This is a genomic window from Thermostichus sp. MS-CIW-25 (assembly GCF_054060015.1).
The window spans coordinates 1-20,811 of the sequence record NZ_JBSSCS010000008.1 but is presented as its reverse complement, the minus strand read 5'-3'; the positions used below and the strand labels follow the sequence as shown (position 1 = coordinate 20,811).

The window sequence follows — 20,811 nt, the reverse complement described above, 5'->3', positions numbered from 1 at the left end:
GCGCTGGCGTAACCTGGCGCAACATAGCCTCCCACCCCACTTCTCTCCCCCATCGCCGATGGGCTATTCCATCAACAGGCCCAAGTCCAGGTGAGGCTGCCACAGATCCGCCAGGCGCTCCAGCAATTGCTCCCGCTGCTGAGCATAGTGGCCCTCCAGATCCGGCAAGGGATCCCAGCCTTTTTGTCGGCGCAGCCAGTTCAGCCATTGTCGCCGCCACAGGTGGTTGTCAAACAGGCCATGCAGATAGCTGCCCCAAATCCGACCCGTGGGATCCCGCCAGCCCAGGTTCTCTTGCTCGAACAGCGGCAGGCAGCCAGAGGGATCCGCCTGGGTGGATCCCTGATGAATTTCGTACCCCTGGATGGGGGCCAGGGCAGGCCATCGGCTTTGGGTCTGTACCTGCTGGGTGACCTTGGTGGGCTGTAAAACGGTGGTCAAAGGGAGAAAGCCCAACCCCGAGTAGGTGCCGGCGATCCCCTCCCAGCCTTCGGGATCGGCGATGGTTTCTCCCAACATTTGCAGTCCGCCGCAAATGCCGACGATATGGCCGGAGTATTGGCGCAGTTGCTCGGCCAAGCCGGTCTTTTGCAACGCGAACAGATCGTTGAGGGTGGTTTTGCTGCCGGGCAGGATGACCACATCCGGGGATCCCAAACTTTGGCCGGGGTGAACCCAGCGCAGATGGACGGTGGGCTCCGCCAACAAGGGGTCAAAATCCGAGAAATTGGCCACCTGGGGCAAACGCACCACAGCAATCTCCAGGCGCCCTTCCCTCAGGGCTTGGCCACCGGCCCGGTCGCGGCGATCTTCCCAAAGCAGGGGGTTGGCTGCAATTCCCATCGAATCCTCTTGGGGCAGAACCCAGTCCACCCAAGGCAAGACCCCGACAACTGGGATCCCGGTGTAGTTTTCCAGCCAATCCAGGCCAGGCTGCAACAGTTCCCGCGAGCCCCGAAACTTGTTGATGACAATGCCCCGGATCAGGGCCCGTTCTTCGGGTTCCAGCAGTTGGAGTGTGCCCACCACATGGGCCAGCGCCCCACCTCGGTCGATGTCCGCCACCAGCCAAGTGGGGGATCCCAAATGCAAGGCAACCCGCATATTTGCCAAGTCCCGATGTTTGAGGTTCACCTCTGCCGGACTGCCTGCCCCCTCGCAAAGGATCCAGTCGTACTGCTTTTGCAGGCGAGCAAGGGCTTCTTTAACCGCTTGCCAGGCCGGCGCAAACCAGCGCTCGTAATACTCTCCGGCGCGGTAGGTGCCCACCGCCACTCCGTTCAAGACGATCTGGGAAGTCAGGTTGCCCTGGGGCTTCAGAAGAATCGGGTTCATTTCCACCGCAGGGGGAATCCCGGCAGCCCAAGCTTGCAGAGCCTGCGCGTAGGCGATCTCTTTGCCCTCTGGGGTGACATAGGCGTTGAGGGACATATTCTGAGCTTTGAAGGGGGCGACCCTTTTTCCCGCTTTCTTGAGAATGCGACAGAGGGCTGTCACCAAAAGGGTTTTGCCCACATGGGAAGAAGTTCCCACCACCATCAAGGATCGACCTGAACAGCTCACCCCGGATCCCTCACCCTTGGTTTCTGGTTGTTGCCATTCTCCCCGCGGCCAGCCTCGCCAAGCCAGGGCCTCCGTTGGCAAAGGCGACTCTGCAATCCCCTAGTTAACCGCCCTGCTGATGCCCAGAGCCGCACCCTCCGGTCTGCACGGGATCCCAGGGGCTTGCGCTTTGTGCTTTCGACAGGATTTTGAGCTGGGGCAGATGGATTCGAACCACCGAATGGCGGGACCAAAACCCGCTGCCTTACCGCTTGGCGATGCCCCAATTCACATTGCTTAACCAGCTTAATTAATCTAGCGATGCAGCTTCGGGTCTGTCAACAGTTGCAGTGAGCTCCTATGCGTGGGGAAGCTGAAGCTCTTCGCCAAGGTCAGGGCCAATGTCAAGAGGAGTCACGGGGAGAGTGCGGGCTACCTCAAAGAAATAGGCGCGGATCTCTGGCCCGAAATAGATGACATCTCCGCTCCTCAGGTAGTGAGTAGCCACCCGCGTGCCGTTGACAAACACCCCATTGGTACTGGACTGGCCCTTGCGGTTGCCGTCGATCAGGCAATAGGTAAACCCTGTCCGGTTGGACTTGGTGGGCACCCGCACCAGGTAAGCGTGGCGACGCGAGACAAACCGATTGACGATCTGGATGGCGTTGGAGGGATCCCGTCCAAGCGTATAGATACTCTCCCGCAGGATGTAGCTGCAGGGCCGGACAGGATGGCAGATGGACAGGGTGAACTCCGGATGGGACACCGGCCGTTCAGGGACTTGATCGAACAAATCCGCCGGCAGATCAAAGCCCTGGCTGGGAAGAGGACTTTTCCCGCCAACCTCTGTGATGGAGGTGAAAAAATCGTCGTAGCTATGTGGCAAAGGTCTTCCCCCCTCAACGCTCAACGCCATTTACAGCAGCTTGGCTTTCCAAATTCAAAGTCTTATCTATAGTTCCCCAAAATCCTACTGCTTTCAAAGGAACTCTGGTCTTGGCGGGCTGCCGGAAAACCCACAAGCCCCAGTGTACTGTACTATACACCATAGGCAGCCTTGGAGATACCCCCTTTCCCCGGAAACTGGGCTTGGGCTCAGGTTGGGCCCATTTTGGTTTTCAGGAATCCCTTGGGAGCCTCAGCCTTCGCGGGCTATCCTGAGTAACAGATTCTTGAGGTAGGGGTGTGACAGAGGCCCTGCTGCGTCGGTTGGATGTGGCCACAGAAGCTGCCCTGGAGGCAGGGGCTTTGCTGCGCAGTTATGTGGGGGGCACCCTTGCCATTGAGGAGAAACGTCCGGGCGACTTGGTGACGGCGGCGGATCGCGCTTCCGAGGATCTCATCTTGAAAATCTTGAGGCGGCACTTCCCCGAAGATGTCATCTTGACCGAGGAATCAGGCCAGCAGGGATCCCCGGAGGGTGCCTACGCTTGGATGATCGATCCCCTAGATGGCACCACCAACTTTGCCCATGGCTACCCTTTTGCCGCCGTCTCCATCGGTTTGCTGCAGGGGCGGGAGCCGGTTTTGGGGGTTGTTTGTGACGTTTTTCGCGGGGATCTGTTTCGCGCCGTCCAAGGAATGGGGGCCACCCGCAACCGTCAACCCATTCGAGTCTCCACAACGGCTGAATTGTCTCGGAGCCTGCTGGTTACCGGCTTTGCCTACGATCGTCGCGAAACCCCCGACAACAACTACGCCGAGTTTTGCCACTTTACCCATCTCACCCAAGGAGTGCGGCGCGGCGGATCTGCAGCTCTGGATTTGGCCTATGTGGCCACCGGCCAGTTGGATGGCTATTGGGAGCGGGGCCTCTCCCCTTGGGACATTGCCGCAGGGATCGTTCTGGTGCGGGAGGCAGGCGGCAAGGTGACCGCTTATGATGGCAGCCCGGTGGACGTTTACAGTGGCCGACTGTTGGCCAGCAATGGCTGGTTACACGCTGCTCTGCAAGAAGAACTGGCCCAGGTGCGGCCTTTGCCGGTCTCCTTTCCCATGCGGCGGGATCCCCACCCAACCTAGAAAAACCGGGAAAGCTTGCCGGTTGAACGAGTTGAATTCGAGACAGAAGTAGTTGAAGAATAATCAAGAAGACTACAAAACATCCGTGTCGGGCAGGGTAGGTAGAAGATTGGTTAGCAAGCTCCACAGAAAACAGCGACATTGCTGCCGGGCGGCACAGTTCGGCCTGGCTCTCCTCTTGGGAGCGATGGCCCTTGGGGTTGCCACTGCTGGCCCCGGTTACCCTCAGCCGGCACAAGGGAAAGTCGCCCCCACCGAGCAGGCACAGCCCCTCGATTCCCGTTGGGCCGAGATCCAGGCCCGGGGGCGCATTCGGGTTGGCTTGGATCCCAGTCTGGGGCCGGCCTATCTCTATACCGACTTGGAGCGACAAACCTACGCCGGCTTCGAGTGGGATATCCTGGAGGCGCTTGCCCAAACCCTTCAGGTGCAGGTGGATCCCATCTATGTGGCCTGGAGCGAACAGTTGGCAGCTTTGCAAGCGGATGAGGTGGACTTGATCTGGGGGGCGCGGGAAGCTTTGGGCTTGGATCCGGAGCAGTTTCTGGCCACCCGGCCCTACTATCTCAGCCCGCAGCGCTTGGTGGTACGGGATCCCTTCCCCACCTCTGGGCCAGAGGAACCGGCCATTGAAGCACTGTCGCAATTATTTGGCCGCAAAGTGGGCATTGTAGTTAACAGTACGGGGGCAGCCCTGCTGGAGGCGTACAACGAGAGGAGAGGCAACGCCATTCGTCTCTTTGCCACCAGTAACCCTGAGCGCTTGTTTGCTCAGCTACAGGCTGGCCAGTTGGATGCTGTGCTGGTCGATCAGCCCGTTGCCGCCCTGAACCTGCGCCAAGCCGGATCCCGACTGCGCCTGGTGGGACCGCCCTTGTTCCCCATGCCTCTGGTGGGAGTGGTATCCTCTCAGCATCCTTCCCTCAAGGAAGCTGTGGATGCGGCGATCGTGATCCTGACCGAAAACGGAACCTTGCAGCAAATCTTGGAGAAGTGGCAACTATGGGATCCAACTCTGATGTCCCCCGCCTCAACCGAGGGCTAGCCCGCTACGAGACCGACCATTTCGCCATCTTGGGCGTCCCTCTCACCACCGACTCCAAGGGGATCCGGCGCGGCTACCTGCAGGCGGCCAAGGCCCTCCACCCGGATCGGTTTGTGGGGGATCCCGAAGGTGCAGAGCGCGCCAACATCCTCTTTGCCAAGCTGGTCAACCCGGCCAACGAAGTGCTGACCAAAGAGCGGGAGCGAGGGGAATACGAAACGGTGCTCAAAATGCGGATCAAACGCCTTTTGGAGACACCGCCCCCCGACCTTTGGCCCTCTGGGGAAGCTGTCAAAGGCTTGGCCGAGCGCCCCGATTGGCAGGAAGAGTATGTCAGACGGGTGGAGAAGCTGGCCAAAGAGCAATACAGCTCCATGGAAACCCTGCTGGAGAAAACCGAGCAATTGAGCGAGCTGAACCTGGCCTATTTGTTGCTCAAGGCCGGCTACCAGGGGAGCCTAGCCCCTGCCTCTAGAACCACTACCGCGACCGGGATCCCAACCCCTTCCCCCAGCCGTACCACTGTGGGTGGGATCCCAGCCTCCCCCGTCGTTGCTCCGCCCAGCCGTCCCCCTGTTCAGCCCGTTCCCACCCCACCTCCGGCTCCCAAGCTCAGCCCTGCGGAAACCCGCTTTATCCAAGCCTTGGACATGATCGAGCGCAAGCAATACCGGGATGCGGTGCAGTATCTGAACTTTGCCATCAGCGCTGAGCCCAACGTGGCCCGCTACTACCTGCACCGGGGCATTGCCCACCTGAAGCAGGGGAATGCTGGCATGGCCAAAGCAGACTTTATGCAAGCCAGTCGCCTAGAACCTGCAAACGCCGAGTTGATGGCAGAAGTGCGCCGTTGGATGCAGCAAGTCACCACCCAACAGCCCGTTCCCGTCCCCAAGGACTCCGTCCCGCCAACGCGAGTGGCCAGCCGTCAAACGTCACAGGCTCAGAAAGTGGTGCCGCCTCCCCGCAAAGAAGACAACGGCGGGTTCTTTAGCCGCCTCTTCGGCAGGAAAAAGTAGGCAGACAGAGCCCCCCTTAACGCGCTCCTCCCAGCACCAGCAGCGTCACCAGGGATCCCGTATTCCAGAGGCTGTGCAGTAGGATGGGAGCCAGCAGGTTGCGGCTGTGGCTGTACACCACCCCCAGCACCACCCCCAGCATGGTCAAAGGCAGCAGATCAGAGAGGTTGAGGTGGGCAAGGGCAAAGGTGAAGGCGCTAAGCCCAATGGCGGCCCCCATAGGCAGGTAGCGGCTTAGAGTAGGCAGCCAAAAGCCCCGGAACAGCACCTCCTCAAAAACAGGGGCACAGACAGACACCACGGCCAAAAACACCAACCGCGCCCCCCAACCATGGCTATCCAGCAGCAGGGGCAAAATGGGATTCCCACCCCCCGCCTGCGGTAGCAGCAATTGCGAGAGTGCCGCTGCCAGCACCACCAAAGGCAAGGCCACCCAGTAGCCACACAAGCCCCACAGCAGCCAAGGGTCCCACAACCGCACCTGCAGCACCCTCTGCCAGCCGGGGTAGGTGTGCAAGAGACGGTACAATAACCCTGCCCCCAGCACAGCGCCGGAGTTGTAGGTGAGAAACAGGGCCACCGCCTGCTGCCAAGGGCTGAGCTGCCGTGCCCCCAGGCCGAGGATGATGATGTAAAGTCGAGGCACCAAAGCGTTGAGGGCGATAAACCCCAAAAACCAGCCGGTCAACACCGCTTGCGCCCCGATCCCCGGCCAAGGCACTTCCCAAGCAGGGCCCAGGAGCGGACGTTTGCGCCAAAGGCTCCAGCCCAGCCAGCCCAACAAGAGCATCAACCCCAGCAGCGCCCCCAGCACGGGAATCCCACCCACCACCGCCAGTCGAAACAGAGCCGCCAAGGCCAATTTTTCCTGCTGTTGGTTGAGGGCATTCAGGCTATCGCTGCGCTGCTGCAGTCGGTAAAGCTGTTGCAGGGCCACCGCCTCAAACCAGCCATCCAGATGATTGCGGATCTGCACTTCCGCTTCTGGCAAGATGCGCCGCGGTGTTCCCCACAGCCCTTGCAAAACCCGCGCTGCCCCCTTTTGGCTCGATTCCAGCTCCACGGGACGTTCCAGGTCGATGATCTGCTGCCATTGCTGCTGAGCGGCCTCCAGATCTTCTTGGTAGGCATAGAGCAAGCCCAGGCGCAGCCAAAGCGCATCCAGCTCCGTCTGCAAATCTTGCATTGAGGCCAGAAGGGCAGGATCCACCTCTGGAGATTGGGCAGGTTCTGGGCTGGCCGCCTCAGATTCGCCAGCAGGAGTTAAACGGGCCAGCCGCTTCAAGCGTTTCAGGCGTTCGGCGTAGTTATCGGCAGTCTGCTGATAGCGATTTTGGGCCACCTTGAACACATCCTGACCCAAAAGCGCCCGTGCCAGATCCTGATAGCGGGGATCATCGAGGGTGCGGGAAGCCTGCAGGGCGAGATCGGTTTGCAACAAATCCAACTGCGTTTGGGGCGGCGGCTGAAACCAACTGCTGGAAAGAGAAAGCCCGACAATCACAATGGCCAATAGGCTCAGCAGGTTGAGGATCCCACGGCGAACAGAAAACCAAGCAGAGGAGGGGTCGGCAGAGGCCGTGGTTTCAGAGTGAGACATTGCGGCGACGGATCCAACTCAAGCGGGTTATATCCTATCTTCTGTATTGTCTTGGCGGAATGGAGTTGTTATTACTGCATTACGGATTTGTCCTGTTGTCACCGTCGCTCCAGCCAATAGCGATAGATGGGCAGGCCCAGTTGCAGACACTGCCACTCCCGCTCCGTGGGGATGCCGAGGGGATTGGAGTCCAAAGGCCCCTGGTGGGGATCCCAAAACTGCGGATGATCCAAAAATCGAGCTGCCATTTCTTCGGCCACCTCTTGGATATCCGATTGCAGGAAGACGGGGCTGCCCGGTCGCAGCAGCAGAGCCAGATCCGCCACCAGTTGGGGCTGGACGATCCGCCGTTTGTGATGGCGCTTTTTGAACCAGGGATCCGGAAATAGGATGGTCACCCGGCTGAGATCCCCCGGCGCAAACAGATGCCGCAAAGAGACATTGATGTTGGCAAACAGAAAATGGACGTTATCCAGCCCCAGCTCATCCCGCCAGGCATTGGCCCGCTCCACCAGCGCCTGCCGAATCTCTACCCCTAGGAAGTTCCAGTCGGGCTGCTCCTGAGCGAGGCGCAGCAGAAATCGTCCGCTCCCTGTGCCGATATCCAGATGAAAGGGCTGCCCCAGCCGCCGGTATACCCGTTCCCAATGGGGTGGGGGGGCGGGCTGCTGATACTGTGCCTGCAGGGGATTGACGTGCTGCCGTACCCGGTGACTGAGGCCCCTCTGTAAGGGGATCCCGGCCCAAGGCGGAGAAGGGGGGCGCTTCTCCAGTTGGCCCTCAGGCGATTGCTGCCCCTGTTGCACCTCTGCTTCCATAGACCACCTCCTGCCGCCAGCTGCGGCCCTCGCCCAGTAAACTACCCGACCCTGACTACTTCGCAGTACAGGGCGGGCTTTCGGTAGCCCTGCAGTTGGCAAGCCAACCACGGACCTCTAGGCTGGTTTACGGCAGCCCCAAGTTTGGCAATCATGTTGGCTCCATTCCAGTCCGCATCCCCTTCCCATCCACAGTGCCCACACTTAAACTGCTTCCCATTGCGGTAGGATTGCGCAGGGTCGGGATGGATGTGCAAACACCGGTGGCAGGTCTGCGACGTGTAGGCAGGCGGAACAAGAATCAGAGCAACCCCCGCACGCAGAGCCTTGTACTCCAAAAATTGACGGAGTTGATAAAACGCCCAACTGTTGGCCCTGCGCCGTTCGGCTTTGTTGCGTGGCTGTTGATTGACCCTTTCCCGGATCCCTGTCAGGTCTTCCAGGGCAATAGCGCTGTTTGTGGCTTTTGCCCTGGAGACAATAGCTTTGGAGATGCGATGATTGACCCACACTTGAAAGCGTCTCTCCTTACCAGACAGCCGTTGCAGCAGTTCTCTGCATCTGCGCCGCGAACTGCGTGTGCCCTTACTGGCTTTGCGTTGGAGTGCCGCCCTCAACCGGGAGTAGTGGTCACGGACTCTGTTCAACTGCTGTCCATTCCAGTTATCTCCTTCCGATGTATGGGCAATATCTGTCCTTCCCAAGTCCACCCCGATCACCTTGTCGGTATCTTGTTGCTTGGGTGGCTTTTTCTCTACGCAAATCTGGATGTAGTAGGAGCCATCTTTGCGCTTGACCAGGGTGGCAGCTTTTGGGTTGGAACCAGCCAGCATCCCACGCTGGTAGTTGCCAATGGCCAGTTCAAAGCGTTCTCTCCCTTCCACCGTGGTCAGCGACACCGTCCAGTCTTTTTGACGGAACGAAAAGATGCGAGCGTCGTAGGTAACAAAGCCGCTCTTAAACTCCTTGACGGGACGCTTTTTCTGCTTAGCCACTTTGCGGGAACCCGCTACCCGTCTGCACACCTGTTGAGCCAAGTTACTGGACAAGCCAAACCGGGCTCGAATCTCGTAGTAGCAAAGGGATTGCAGCTTGACCGCGTTGACGATCTTCTCCGGCGTGTTTTGGTTGACCCAGTTCAATGCCTGTACAAAGGCATCCATCGTCGCGTCCAATTTGGCGGCTTGCGACGGGGACACCTTGAGCTTACAGGAGACGGTCAGGACTTGGCTCATAAGTTCATTGTACTTCATCAAAGCGCATTCCTCCCGGCACTGACCCTACGGGTACAGTGCGGGGCTCCTGCGATTTCTAGCTGACCAAGGGATCCCCCAGCTTGGAGGGGAGCGACAAAAGTCCAGGAGATCTAGGCTACCACCGGATGCTGTCGATGACTTGCCGCAAGATCTGGGCCGAGCGGTGCAGCTGCTTGCGCTCGCTCTCGGTGAGGGACATGGCCAGCGTGCGTTCCACCCCCTGCCGCCCGACCACTCTGGGCAAGCTGAGACAGACCTCTGGCAGATCGTACTCCCCTTGGGTGAGGCTGCTCACGGTTAAAACGCGGTGTTGATCCCGCAGCAGGGCTTGGACAATTTGCGTCACCCCTAACCCGATGGCGTAGCTGGTGGCCCCTTTGCGACGGATGATCTCGTAGGCAGCGTTGCGCACCTGCTCGAAGATATCCCCCAAATAGGCGGGATCCCAGTCCGGTGAGAGTTCCCCAATCGGGGTGCCGGCGATGTTCACCTTGCTCCAAACGGCCACCTCGCTATCTCCATGTTCGCCGATGATGTAGGCGTGCAGGCTACGCGGATCCACCCCCAGGCGCTCCGCCAAAAGATAGCGAAAGCGGGCTGTGTCCAAAACCGTCCCCGACCCAATTACCTGCCCTGCCGGCAACCCCGACAACTTCAGGGAAACGTAAGTCATGATGTCAACGGGATTGCTCACCACCAAAAGGAGTGTGTCAGGGCAATGCGCCATCAAGGCCGGGATCAAGCCTTTGAAGATCTCGACGTTGCGCTGCACCAAATCCAAGCGGGTTTCTCCAGGGCGCTGCTTGGCCCCTGCCGTCAAAATCACCACGTCTGATCCGGCACAATCCGCCAGCTCCCCTGCCCGTATCCGTGTCGGCTCCACAAAGGGGATCCCGTGCACCAGATCCATCACTTCCCCTTCCAGCTTGTTGCGGTCGATGTCGTGAAGGACCAGCTCATCCAGAGTGTTCTGGATTACCATCGAGTAGGCACAGGCCATGCCTACCTGGCCGGCGCCGATGATGGATCCCTTCAAAAGGCGGCGAGAAGTCAGCCCCTCGACCCGCTGCTGGGAGCGCTGCTTGGGTTGGTGCTTAGAAACAGTCATGGCTGCAGCCGCTACTCTTCGTTCTCCAGCTTAAGCCTGCCTAGAGGAAGAAAAAAACAGGCTACCGCTCTCCAGAAGAACTGGAAAGGCGAGAAGAGGCAGGATCGGTTGCCGCAGCGGACTGGATCCATCTGAAACAATAAAATAAATAGCCCTCTAACCTTCAACAGTCCTCAACCCGGCTGCTGGGTTAGCCGCTGCCAAAGCTGCGGAGGAATGCGCTCGTGAGGACACTTTAGGGACTGAATCTGAGCTAAATCTTCCGGCATGTAGTGCAAGGCTACCCGCGCTGCCGGATCCAAAAGGCTGCGCCGTCGTCGGTTACATTGCTCCGCTTCTCCCAGAAACACGTCCAGCCAGCCATCTCGCTCTTGGTAGCGAATCCTCAAAGCAGAGAGAGAAGGCAGAGCAGAGGAAACTTCTTTGCGGTAGAGCCGAAAGCCCTGCTCCAGACTCCAGCCCAACCACCACTGAGGCGCCAATTGCCCCAACTGCCTACACCACACCCCCGCCTGAACCTGTTGCCATGCCATGCTTGCCACTCCGCAGCTTGTTCTCCTGAGAAGACTTAACTGCAAATCTTTAGCAATTGCTACTTGGGTAAGCACTCTACCAGACTCCTCAAGCTTAATGCAAGTCTTTATCAAAGAGGATCCCTACTTTGCCGGCACGCTATTGAAAGCTAATCTCAATAGAGCTATGCTGTTACTCGGTTGAGTGGTGGAGTTGTATCCATCAGTCCTGCTCTCTTGCCTTGGATGCATCGGGGATCCCACGCCCGCGGAATTAGCCATCCTGGGTCTGGCAGGGATCCCTTTTCCAGGGCTAGCTGAGGTTCTTTCTAATGAGAGCAGTTCTAACTAATAGGAGCCTGGTTCCTTCCCAAGCGTGTCGATGTACGGGTAGAACAAGTTCGGGAGCCAGAAGCGGTTTAACCTTGAAAACGGCGACGCATAGCCCTTCACGTCGGCAGGACAGGCTTTTTAATAATTCTTTTAATTAACCTCAAGAGTTGCTTCAAAGAATATCCCCTCCGGAGCACCCAAAAGCCCGTGCCTTGGCCCTCTACCAGGTCAAAGAAAAGGGTCGCAGCGGCTTTCAGCTCTACCGGCCAGTTTCAGGGATCCCGGCAGCAGTCCGCAACACTATCCTGTAAGCTGGTTGGGTCAGAGGCCCTTCTGGTTTGTGATTTGTGCATCCAGGTCGTAGCTATCGCCGTCTCATTCCCTTCATTCGGCCCCACCTGTGGATGTTGTTGCTGGGGCTGACCTGCACCCTTGGCTTTGTGCTAACCATGCCCGCCCTCGCCTACTTGATCGAGTGGGTGGCCCGCTCCATTGGTGCCGGGGATCTGGGGCAATTGCGGATGCTGGCCTTGATTGGGGTGGTGTTTTTCTTGGTGCGCGGCGCTTTTCAGTATGGCCAAGACACCCTGATGGCGAGGGCCTCCTTGCAAATGGTTTTGGAATTGCGCCAACAGATTTATGCCCACCTGCAGGCACTGGATCTGGACTATTTTTCCGGCAGCCGCACCGGCGATCTGGTCTATCGCCTCACGGGGGATCTGGATCGGGTGGGAGAGGTGGTGCAGCGGTTTTTCCATCGCTTCATCCCCAGCGTGCTCACCATCTTGGCGGTGGTGGCCTACCTGTTCTATCTCAACGGCATTCTCACCTTGACCACCTTGCTGATAGCCCCCCTGATGGGAGCCTTGATCAGTTGGTTTGGGGATCGCCTTTTGTTTCGCTCCCGCCTCAACCAAGAGAAGATGTCGGATTTGGCCGCCCTCTTGACTGAAGTGTTTGCTGGCATCAGCCTCACTCGCGCCTTTGCGGCTGAGGACTACGAAATTCGCCGCTTCAGTGCCATTGCCGAAAGCAACCGCCTGGCCCGGTTTCAGACCGAACAGATGAGAGCCATTCAAGACCCGGTGGTGGGTTTTCTGTACGCCATGAGCGTGTTGGGGGTGTTTTGGGTGGGCGGCTGGCAAATTAGCCAGGGCAACCTGACCGGCAGCCAGTTTCTCGGCTTTATCGCCGGTGTTGCCATGTTGATCGACCCTATTGTTCATATCACCAACAACTACAGCGAGCTGAAACAGGGTGAGGCTTCGGTGGAGCGGATTTTCGAGCTGCTAAACACTCGCTCCCAGATCCGGGAGCTGCCCGGGGCCCGCCCCATGCCTCCCATTCAGGGTTGGGTGGAGTTCGACCAAGTTTCCTTTGCCTACAAACCGGATCAGCCGGTGCTCAAACAGATCAGCTTTCAGGTGTCTCCCGGCGAGATTGTGGCCCTGGTGGGATCCTCCGGCGCCGGCAAATCCACCCTGGTGAGCCTGATTCCCCGCTTTTACGATCCCCAGCAGGGCTGCATCCGCATCGACGGCATCGACATCCGCACCGTCACCCTCAAGAGCCTGCGCCGGCAGATCGGCATTGTGCCGCAGGAGATCACCCTGTTTTCGGGAACCATTGCCAGCAACATCGCCTACGGACAAGAGCATTTTGACCTGGAAGCGGTACGCCAGGCGGCCCAGGTGGCCAACATTGACACCTTTATCGAGAGCTTGCCCGATGGCTACGCCACCCGCGTGGGAGAACGGGGGGTCACCCTCTCCGGTGGACAACGGCAACGGCTGGCCATTGCCCGCGCCGTGCTCCTCAACCCCAAGATCTTGATCCTGGACGAGGCTACCTCTGCTTTGGACAACGAGTCAGAAGCGTTGGTGCAGGAAGCGCTGCAACGGCTGATGCAACGCTGCACCGTTTTTGTGATTGCCCACCGCCTCTCGACAGTGCGCACCGCCCACCGCATTTTCGTCTTGGAGCAAGGGCAATTGCTGGAGCAGGGAAATCACCGAGAATTGCTGGGCAAAGGGGGTCGCTACGCCCAGTTTCACCTGCGCCAGTTTCATTGAACCCTTGGCCTCTGGATCTCCTGGATCTCCCATGCCTGCCAGAAGGGCCGGTAAAACTCCGGATCCGCAGGCGCTCCCCCCGGGATCCCACAGATGGCCGCTGCAAATTGCACGGCTCGTTGCACCAGAACTGCCTCCGGCCATCCCCGCAACAGCCCCAGGATGGCTACGGCGCTAAACGCATCTCCCGCCCCCACCGTATCCACCATCTGAGGCGCGGGCACTGGGTCGGCCCGATGGATCTGAGTAGGGGTGATCAGCAGCGCGCCTGCCGCTCCCAAGGTCAGAAATAGACCTTTCAGGTTCAGATGAGCCTGGAGGATCTGCCCTTGCTCCAGCACGTCTCCGGCAGGGATCCCTTCCAGTTGGGCTACTTGTTCCAGCTCTGCCTGGTTCAGCTTCAGCCAAGTGCAGGTGCGCAGCATCTCCCGGATGGCGTCTGGATGCCACCAGGGATCCCGCAGGTTGAGATCCAGAAACACCGGACAGCCCAAAGCGGGGATCCCCTCTTGAAAGTGGCGATGGGCTGCCTCCCGGCGGGCTGCCAAGCTGCCCCGGTAGAGCAGGCTGGGCTGGAGAGCTTGCAGAGCCCCGATATCCAACTGGATGTAGTCGTAGGCTTGGTCGGGCAAGATGGCGAAGGTGGGGATCCCTTGCTCATCCAGGGTTACCTGAACTTTGCCGGTAGGGTGAACAGAATCCTGCTGCAGACCCTCCAGGCGCAGCCCCTGCCGTCGCAAGGCCCCCAGCAGCTCTCTGGCGGCCTCGTCTTGGCCAACACGACTGAGCAAGAGGGGATCGGATCCCAGCCCCTTGAGGTTCCAAGCCACATTCAAAGCTGCTCCGCCCAGCACAATCTCTGTGGGGAAGCAGTCGAAAAGCACCTCCCCCAAGATGAGCGGCAAACCCAGGGGCACATGAGAGGGATCCATCTTGAGCACTCAGCTAGAAATCGCAGGAGCCCCGTGCTGTACCGGTAGGATCAGTGTCGAGAGGAAAGTCCGCCTCCATGGTTATAATTGTACTGCGGACACCAGAAACGGTTGTTTAAGGCACTGGTAACGGTCGTTCACCTACGGTGGCGCGTAGCGCTTTGGGGGTGCTGTAAACCACCCCAGAGGCTCGTGGTTGGCTTGCCAACTGCAGGGCTACTAAAAGCCCGCTCTGTACTGCTTTAGCGGTCGGAGTCGGGTAGTTTACGAAGCAGCCGTTGACGTCCGCGGTGCGGAGCCCAATCCCTGGAGCTCCAGGATCTGCTGATAGGTGTTGCTGCGGAACCAACGCTCGATTTCTCTGGCCCGCAGCACCGGCAGCGGATGGGTGCGCCCCACCGTTTGCATCTGCTTCAGCTCCATCTGCCACAGATCCCCGTCCAGCTCGTCGTAAGTACGGGCCTGCTCCAAAAAGGCGTCCACGTTCAGCTTGGAGGCCAATTGCGGGGATCCCCCACACAATTTCATCAACACCGAGATCACCGTCTTGGCATCTTGGGCTACCAACAGCGCCGCCCGGTCACAGGTAAACTCGGCACACCGCAGCCAGTGCATCAGTTGATCCTGCAACGCCTGATAAAACAACCCCCCGAAGGGGAGCAAGCTGGTGGAGAGCATGAGAATGTTGGCCATCGTCAAGTAGACCCCGTGATTGCACTTCAAGTGGCCCAACTCATGAGCGATCACGGCCTGAATTTCCGGCGGCTCCAACAGATCCAGCAGAGAGCTGTGCAAGACAATGAAGGGCTTTTTCCCCTGCATGGCAAAGGTGTAAGCATTGGGCGTGGGGTTCTGCCGCACGTAGAGCTGGGGCACCTCCAGATCCAAGATGCGACAGGCCTGCACCAAAAGCTGATGAATTTCCGGCAACTGATGCTCGTTAATTTGGATACTAGAAGCAATGTTGTCCAGATAAAATATCTGTCCTGCCGTTGAGCCAAGCCAATTTTGAATCAGCAGGCCCAGCCCCGGCACTTGCTGCAGAGAGCGGGTGGCTTGCAGATCCACGGGATGACGAAATTGGTCGGCCCGCAGGCCCAACAGAATGCGAGGTTCTCGTTGAATGGACGACATAGACAATAGACAACAGAGGGAGAAAGGACTTCGGTTACAACTCGTAGGGCACAAACTGGCGGTGGCGATTCAACAAAAATAGCCGCTCCGGCGGCGGATCCGGCAGGGCCGGCTTGTTGGTAAAGTCAAACGGGTTCTCTCCAGAGGGGATCTCCCAGTAGACCACATGATCTTGAATGCGAGTGCCATCGGTAACAAAGCGCCCAGTATCGGCGGCAGCACGCTCAGCGCGGCGATAGAGTCGCCCTTGCCAGGTCAAGTGCGGGGGCAGCCCCAATCCCAAAAACAGTTGCTGCTGACTGGATTCCTGGTTGAACACCGTTTGCAGGCGATCCGCCCAGATCCTTGCCAGATCTGCCGGTTGGGGAGCAGCATGAGCCTCTGCATCGGCTGGAGTTACCTCCAACAGCAGTTGCTGGTTCAAAAGAATCCGAGCGGCTTGAGCTGGGGGATCCCCGCTGCCGGTCGTCGAGGGATTGGGACTGGGGATATCCAGACTGACCTGCACCTGAGGGCTGCTGGCCTGTAGCAAAATCTCTTCCAACCGTTGCTTCAGCAGACGGAGGCGAGCGGGGGCATCGGGGGTGCGCAGGGTCAAAACCAGCTCACTCCCCACCCGAAACTCGCTTTCTGCCCAGGTTGCCTCGCTCCGCCAACTCCCCATCAGCCCACCCACGAGCAGGATCCCTGCCCACCTCGCCATCCTTGCCGGCCCCCTTACCGGGGGTGAAGCGCTCCTCTGTGGCCTTGACAAGTTCACTAACCTCGCCTCTCCCCTGCAGGACTCCTTGATCTTAGCCGCTACCCTAGATACATCTGTTCTCTTGACCCTATGCCGTTGGCAAGCTCGGCTTCTTTGTCATTGTTCTAAGGTCATCATGCGGATCCCGACTTCCACCTATCGCATTCAGTTTCATGCTGGGTTTGACTTCGACGCAGCACGACAGATTGTTCCCTACCTGAAGTTGCTGGGCATCAGTGACTTGTATGCCTCTCCCATCTTTCAGGCCCGCAAAGGCAGCACCCACGGCTACGACGTGGTGGATCCCAGGCAGATTAACCAGGAACTGGGGGGAAGCGAAAAGTTTGAGCTCTTGTGGGAAGCCCTCAATCAGCAGGGAATAGGCTGGATCCAGGACATTGTGCCCAATCACATGGCCTACGATGGCCAAAACCAGATGCTCATGGACGTTCTGGAGAGTGGCCCCAACTCAGATTTTGTTGACTACTTTGATGTGAATTGGAATCACTCTTACCTGGGGATCAAAGGCAGAATCTTAGCCCCTTTCTTGGGAGATTTCTACGACAAATGTTTGGAGTCGGGTCAAATCCAGCTTCGTTATGATGCCGATGGCCTAAGTATTAACTACTACAACTTGAGGTTCCCCCTCAATATTGACACCTATGCAGATGTTTTTACCTACAACCTGAGCAAGCTGCGGCGAAAATTGGGACGCAGCCATCCCGACTACGTCAAGTTACTCGGGATCCTCTTCAGCCTGAAATTTATCCCTAGCAAGGAAGATCTCCTGGAGCGCACCGATCAAATTAGCTTTGCCAAGCATTCTTTGTGGGAACTCTACACGTCTAGCCAACCTATCCAGAGCTTTTTTGACGAGAACATTGCCATTTTTAACGGCAAGCCAGGGGATCCGTCGAGCTTTGACCTGCTGGATAGTCTTCTGGCGCGGCAACATTTCCGCCTTTCCTTCTGGAAGGTGGGTGCTGAGGAGATCAATTATCGTCGTTTCTTTACCATTAACGAGCTGATCTCACTGCGGGTGGAAGATCGCGAGGTGTTTCGCAAAACCCATCAGCTTATCTTTAAGCTTGCAGAACAGGGGCGTTTTAGTGGTTTGCGCATCGATCATATCGATGGCTTGTTCAATCCCGAAGAGTATCTCCATCGCCTGCGGGAACGCTGCCCAAATCTCTACATCGTAGTAGAAAAAATACTAGAGGCCAATGAAAGTCTGCCCCAAAGCTGGCCGGTTCAAGGCACAACGGGTTACGATTTTTTGGCTAAGCTCAACGGCATCTTTTGTCAAGAAGAAAATGCAGAGGCTTTTGACTCTCTCTATCAAAACTTCACAAATCTGCGATATGCCCCAGAGCAGGTTATCGAAGATAAAAAACGCCTGATCATCGAGCGCAACCTGTCAGGAGATATGGATAACCTTGCTTTTTTGCTCAAACAGATCACCAGCCACCATCGCTATGCCAATGACTTTACCCTCTACAGTTTACGTCGAGCTTTGGTAGAAGTTTTGGTGTGCTTTCCGGTCTACCGCGTCTATATCCACGAAGGGATCCTCAGTCCAGAAGGTCAACAGGTGGTTCGTCAAGCTGTGGAGAAGGCCAAGGAGAACCTGCCCGTTTTGGTGAATGAGCTGAATTTTATTCAGCGCTTTCTCTGCCTGGAGTCTCTGGACAATTTATCAGACCAAGAGAAACATGAGCAGATCTATTTTGCCATGCGCTTGCAGCAGTTGGCCGGCCCTCTCATGGCCAAAGGGGTAGAAGATACTGCTTTTTATGTGTACAACCGCCTTTTATCTCTCAATGAAGTCGGCGGGGATCCCTGTCGCTTTGGCCTTTCGGTGCAAGAGTTTCACCGCTTTAATCAAGAGCGGGCAGCTCGGTGGCCTCTGTCCATGAATGCTTCTGCCACCCACGACACCAAGCGTGGCGAAGATGTGCGGGCCCGGCTGAATGTGCTTTCTGAAATCCCCGCCGAGTGGGAAAAGCACATCAACCTTTGGCATGAACTGAACCTCGGCTACAAAGTCCGCAGCAAACAAGCCAAGCGCTCAGAACTGCCGGATCGTAATGACGAGTATTTGCTCTACCAGACATTGCTCGGCTCCTATCCCTTCCAACCGGAAGAGGTGCCCCAGTTCGTACAGCGGGTCAAAGACTATGCCATCAAAGCAGTGCGGGAAGCTAAAGTTCACACCGCTTGGCTTCGCCCCGATACCGAGTACGAAGAAGCCACTACCGCCTTTATCGAACGGATCCTTCAAGGTCCTAACCCCTTTTTGGAGTCCTTTTTGCCTTTCCAACGGAAAGTTGCCCACTTTGGCATTTTTAATTCCCTCTCGCAGACGCTGATCAAGCTCACCAGCCCTGGGATCCCGGATATTTACCAAGGCACGGAGCTGTGGGATTTGAGCATGGTGGATCCCGACAATCGTCGGCCTGTGGATTTTTCCCGTCGCCTCGCCTATCTAGAAGAAATTCAACGGCGGGTTAAACAGGATCCTCTCCAACTCATCGCGGATTTGCTCCTGCACCGCAGCGACGGACGCATTAAGCTGTTTCTGATTTACCACGTGCTCAAGGCCCGCCAGGAACAGCCCCAATTGTTTCTCGAGGGCAGCTACATTCCTCTGCAAATCAGCGGATCCCATGCTGACCATGTTGTGGCTTTTGCCCGTCAGCACAGTAAGCAGGTATTGCTCACGGCGGTGCCGCGTTTTTTAACAAAGTTGATCGACGAAACCCAAGATCCTCTGGGAGAATCCGTTTGGGCAGATACCGAAATTCATCTGCCGCGCTGGAAGCGGCTGGACTGGGTGAATGGGCTAACCCAGGAAAGGATCCCTGCCGGCGAAACCTTGCCGGTGGGCGTTGTCTTGAAATCCTTCCCGGTAGCCCTGCTGTGGGGACAATCCCGCTAGCGGCCTAGGCGGGAGCTAGGGCCTGAAAGTTGACGATGCGGGCAAACTCTTGGGGGTCTAGGCTGGCCCCTCCCACCAACACGCCGTCGATCTCAGGCTGGGCCATCAGCTCATCGATGTTGCCGGCCTTCACCGAGCCGCCATACAAAATGGGCAGTTGGGCATTGCCCAAGTGTTGCCGGATCAAGCCGATGACCCGGTTGGCCTCTTGAGCTGCACAAGTCTGGCCGGTGCCGATGGCCCAAATGGGCTCATAGGCAATCACCAAGTTCTCCAGATCGATCCCTTGCAAGGCGCGATCCAATTGCCCCACAATCCAAGACTCGGTCAAGCCTTGCTCCCGCTGCTGCTGGCTTTCTCCCACACAGAGGATGGGGGTAAGGCCGTGCCGCTGGGCGGCTGCCAAACGCCAATTAACGGTTTCGTCCGTCTCGCCGAAGTACTGCCGCCGTTCGCTGTGGCCGACGATGACGTAGCGCACCCCCAATTCCGCCAGCATGGGGCCGGAAATTTCCCCGGTAAAGGCCCCCTGATCCTCCCAATGCAGATTTTGTGCCCCCACGGCTATGTCGGATCCGCGGCTTTGCTCTGCCACCACCGCCAGGTCTGTAAAGGGCACACATAGGATGATCTGCCGCTGGGATGCTGACCCTGACGGCGATGACCGTAAAGCCAGGCCCAACTCTCGCAGAAACTCGCGAGCCTCAGCCTGAGTCTTGTGCATTTTCCAGTTGCCGGCGATGAGGATGGGGCGCAAGATGAGATCCTCCCTTAAAGACAGCAGAAGGAAGGGATCCCGCAAGCAGAAAGCCCAATAAAACAGCAGGGATCCCAGCTTTGTTTTTTCGTATGACACAGTTTACCAGCAAGCGATCCCAGAAATACGGCGACGGGATCCCCTCTCCAAGCGCCGGTTAACCCTTCAACCAGCATGCAGACGGGACAGGCCAAGACCCAACAGGGAAGGCAGCTTCCTACAGCCCAACGAGCTGGGTGTTTTCAAAGGTAGCCAGAATTTCATCCAGATCTTTGTTCTGCAGCGAGTAGGTAGCGGTGGCATCGTTGCCAAACTGAATTTCGTCCCCGTCCTCCAGATCCCGAAATTCCACCCGTTGCCCGCCCACGTAAAGGCCGTTGGTGCTGGGGGTGCCCTGAATGTCTCCGTCGATGATTTGGTAAGTGAACCCATCGGGAGAAGAGGGGGATTCTGTTTTGACCAAAATGGCGTGGTAGCGAGAGGCGTACTGGGAGTCGATGCGAATGCTGTTGCGTGGATCCCGGCCTAAGGAGTAGAGCTCAGCCGTCAACCAGTAGGCTTTTGGCCCATGACGATCCTTGACGATCAGCACGTGATTGAGGGCCGGTCGGCGAGGGGGCGTGGTCATGAAAGGCACCCGCTTGCACAACACTGAGGGCAAGATAGCCAAAACATAACATAGGATCCCCCAGGTGGATCCCTGTGTCCACCAGATCAGCCTCTCCAAGAGCAGCGGAATCTGCCCATCACTCTGAGCTGGCGCGGGATCCCCGTAAACTACCCGGCTCCGACCGCTAAGCGGTACGGATCGGGCTTTCAGTAGCCCTGAGCCTGTTCTGCTCTACCAGAGAACAAAACAAGCCCGGACCTCTAGGCTGGTTTACGACAGCCCCCAAGAGCGCAATCACATTCGCACCATTCAAATCCGCATCCCCTTCCCATCCACAGTGCCCACACTTGAACGACTTGCCACTGCGGTAG

At 57.8% G+C, this 20,811-nt stretch carries 17 protein-coding genes, 1 tRNA gene and 1 pseudogene; 5 read left to right on the top strand and 14 right to left on the bottom strand.

The genetic code is table 11. The features are described 5' to 3' along the window. Nucleotides 1–63 precede the first annotated feature (63 nt). From ACVWZ1_RS04725 to ACVWZ1_RS04715, 3 genes are all read right to left on the bottom strand, one after another. Complete coding sequence (locus ACVWZ1_RS04725; RefSeq protein WP_457465922.1) at nucleotides 64–1,563, bottom strand: cobyric acid synthase; 1,500 nt, start codon at nucleotides 1,561–1,563, stop codon at nucleotides 64–66. A gap of 193 nt (nucleotides 1,564–1,756) precedes the next feature. Further along, nucleotides 1,757–1,828, bottom strand: a tRNA-Gln gene (locus tag ACVWZ1_RS04720). Between the two features lie 72 nt (nucleotides 1,829–1,900). Continuing rightward, nucleotides 1,901–2,428 carry an FHA domain-containing protein gene (locus tag ACVWZ1_RS04715; protein ID WP_457502670.1) on the bottom strand — a complete coding sequence of 176 codons (528 nt, stop codon included), beginning with the start codon at nucleotides 2,426–2,428 and terminating at the stop codon, nucleotides 1,901–1,903. 299 nt (nucleotides 2,429–2,727) lie between these two features. On the opposite strand from ACVWZ1_RS04715, the gene ACVWZ1_RS04710 reads away from it, so the two are divergent. The 3 genes from ACVWZ1_RS04710 to ACVWZ1_RS04700 all read left to right on the top strand — a co-directional run bounded on the left by ACVWZ1_RS04710 (nucleotide 2,728) and on the right by ACVWZ1_RS04700 (nucleotide 5,628). Beyond that, complete coding sequence (locus ACVWZ1_RS04710; protein WP_414356752.1) at nucleotides 2,728–3,564, top strand: inositol monophosphatase family protein; 837 nt, start codon at nucleotides 2,728–2,730, stop codon at nucleotides 3,562–3,564. Nucleotides 3,565–3,751: 187 nt separating this feature from the next. Then, nucleotides 3,752–4,609: an ABC transporter substrate-binding protein gene (locus tag ACVWZ1_RS04705; protein ID WP_457502668.1), complete on the top strand. Its 858-nt coding sequence runs from the start codon at nucleotides 3,752–3,754 to the stop codon at nucleotides 4,607–4,609. Beyond that, nucleotides 4,567–5,628 (top strand): J domain-containing protein, encoded by a 1,062-nt coding sequence (locus tag ACVWZ1_RS04700; protein WP_457502667.1) that lies wholly within the window; start codon nucleotides 4,567–4,569, stop codon nucleotides 5,626–5,628. Before ACVWZ1_RS04705 ends, ACVWZ1_RS04700 begins: the two co-directional genes overlap by 43 nt. A 16-nt stretch (nucleotides 5,629–5,644) precedes the next feature. On the opposite strand, the gene ACVWZ1_RS04695 is transcribed toward ACVWZ1_RS04700, so the two are convergent. The 5 genes from ACVWZ1_RS04695 to ACVWZ1_RS04675 all read right to left on the bottom strand — a co-directional run bounded on the left by ACVWZ1_RS04695 (nucleotide 5,645) and on the right by ACVWZ1_RS04675 (nucleotide 10,943). Beyond that, nucleotides 5,645–7,228 (bottom strand): CPBP family intramembrane glutamic endopeptidase, encoded by a 1,584-nt coding sequence (locus ACVWZ1_RS04695; RefSeq protein WP_457502665.1) that lies wholly within the window; start codon nucleotides 7,226–7,228, stop codon nucleotides 5,645–5,647. 98 nt (nucleotides 7,229–7,326) lie between these two features. After that, a complete protein-coding gene (gene trmB / locus ACVWZ1_RS04690) occupies nucleotides 7,327–8,046 on the bottom strand; it encodes a tRNA (guanosine(46)-N7)-methyltransferase TrmB (protein WP_457502664.1) in 720 nt (239 codons plus the stop codon). Between the two features lie 41 nt (nucleotides 8,047–8,087). Then, nucleotides 8,088–9,281, bottom strand: coding sequence for an RNA-guided endonuclease InsQ/TnpB family protein (locus ACVWZ1_RS04685; protein WP_457502663.1), 1,194 nt, complete (start codon nucleotides 9,279–9,281; stop codon nucleotides 8,088–8,090). Nucleotides 9,282–9,417: 136 nt separating this feature from the next. Continuing rightward, entirely contained in the window at nucleotides 9,418–10,338 is a 921-nt protein-coding gene (locus ACVWZ1_RS04680) for an L-lactate dehydrogenase (RefSeq protein WP_011433746.1), read from the bottom strand. A 245-nt stretch (nucleotides 10,339–10,583) separates the two neighbouring features. After that, nucleotides 10,584–10,943, bottom strand: coding sequence for a hypothetical protein (locus tag ACVWZ1_RS04675; protein ID WP_011433745.1), 360 nt, complete (start codon nucleotides 10,941–10,943; stop codon nucleotides 10,584–10,586). A gap of 659 nt (nucleotides 10,944–11,602) precedes the next feature. On the opposite strand from ACVWZ1_RS04675, the gene ACVWZ1_RS04670 reads away from it, so the two are divergent. After that, nucleotides 11,603–13,327, top strand: a complete 1,725-nt coding sequence (locus tag ACVWZ1_RS04670; protein WP_414408756.1) for an ABC transporter ATP-binding protein — start codon at nucleotides 11,603–11,605, stop codon at nucleotides 13,325–13,327. On the opposite strand, the gene ACVWZ1_RS04665 is transcribed toward ACVWZ1_RS04670, so the two are convergent. The 3 genes from ACVWZ1_RS04665 to ACVWZ1_RS04655 all read right to left on the bottom strand — a co-directional run bounded on the left by ACVWZ1_RS04665 (nucleotide 13,321) and on the right by ACVWZ1_RS04655 (nucleotide 16,096). Continuing rightward, the gene (locus tag ACVWZ1_RS04665; RefSeq protein WP_457502662.1) at nucleotides 13,321–14,259 is read right to left on the bottom strand and encodes a PfkB family carbohydrate kinase; all 939 of its coding nucleotides are present in this window, start codon (nucleotides 14,257–14,259) and stop codon (nucleotides 13,321–13,323) included. The genes ACVWZ1_RS04670 and ACVWZ1_RS04665 overlap by 7 nt on opposite strands. Before the next feature lie 264 nt (nucleotides 14,260–14,523). Beyond that, a complete protein-coding gene (locus ACVWZ1_RS04660; protein WP_011433741.1) occupies nucleotides 14,524–15,393 on the bottom strand; it encodes a M48 family metallopeptidase in 870 nt (289 codons plus the stop codon). A gap of 34 nt (nucleotides 15,394–15,427) precedes the next feature. Further along, on the bottom strand, nucleotides 15,428–16,096 hold the full coding sequence (locus ACVWZ1_RS04655) for a hypothetical protein (protein ID WP_457502661.1): 669 nt from the start codon (nucleotides 16,094–16,096) through the stop codon (nucleotides 15,428–15,430). 175 nt (nucleotides 16,097–16,271) lie between these two features. On the opposite strand from ACVWZ1_RS04655, the gene treY reads away from it, so the two are divergent. Next, nucleotides 16,272–19,073 (top strand): malto-oligosyltrehalose synthase, encoded by a 2,802-nt coding sequence (treY, locus tag ACVWZ1_RS04650; protein WP_457502660.1) that lies wholly within the window; start codon nucleotides 16,272–16,274, stop codon nucleotides 19,071–19,073. Between the two features lie 4 nt (nucleotides 19,074–19,077). On the opposite strand, the gene tpiA is transcribed toward treY, so the two are convergent. The 3 genes and pseudogenes from tpiA to ACVWZ1_RS04635 form a co-directional block, all read right to left on the bottom strand. After that, nucleotides 19,078–19,830, bottom strand: coding sequence for a triose-phosphate isomerase (gene tpiA / locus ACVWZ1_RS04645; RefSeq protein WP_457465919.1), 753 nt, complete (start codon nucleotides 19,828–19,830; stop codon nucleotides 19,078–19,080). A gap of 217 nt (nucleotides 19,831–20,047) precedes the next feature. Next, nucleotides 20,048–20,557 (bottom strand): FHA domain-containing protein, encoded by a 510-nt coding sequence (locus ACVWZ1_RS04640; RefSeq protein ID WP_457465885.1) that lies wholly within the window; start codon nucleotides 20,555–20,557, stop codon nucleotides 20,048–20,050. A gap of 67 nt (nucleotides 20,558–20,624) precedes the next feature. Beyond that, nucleotides 20,625–20,811: pseudogene (locus ACVWZ1_RS04635) on the bottom strand (RNA-guided endonuclease TnpB family protein); the annotation flags it as partial.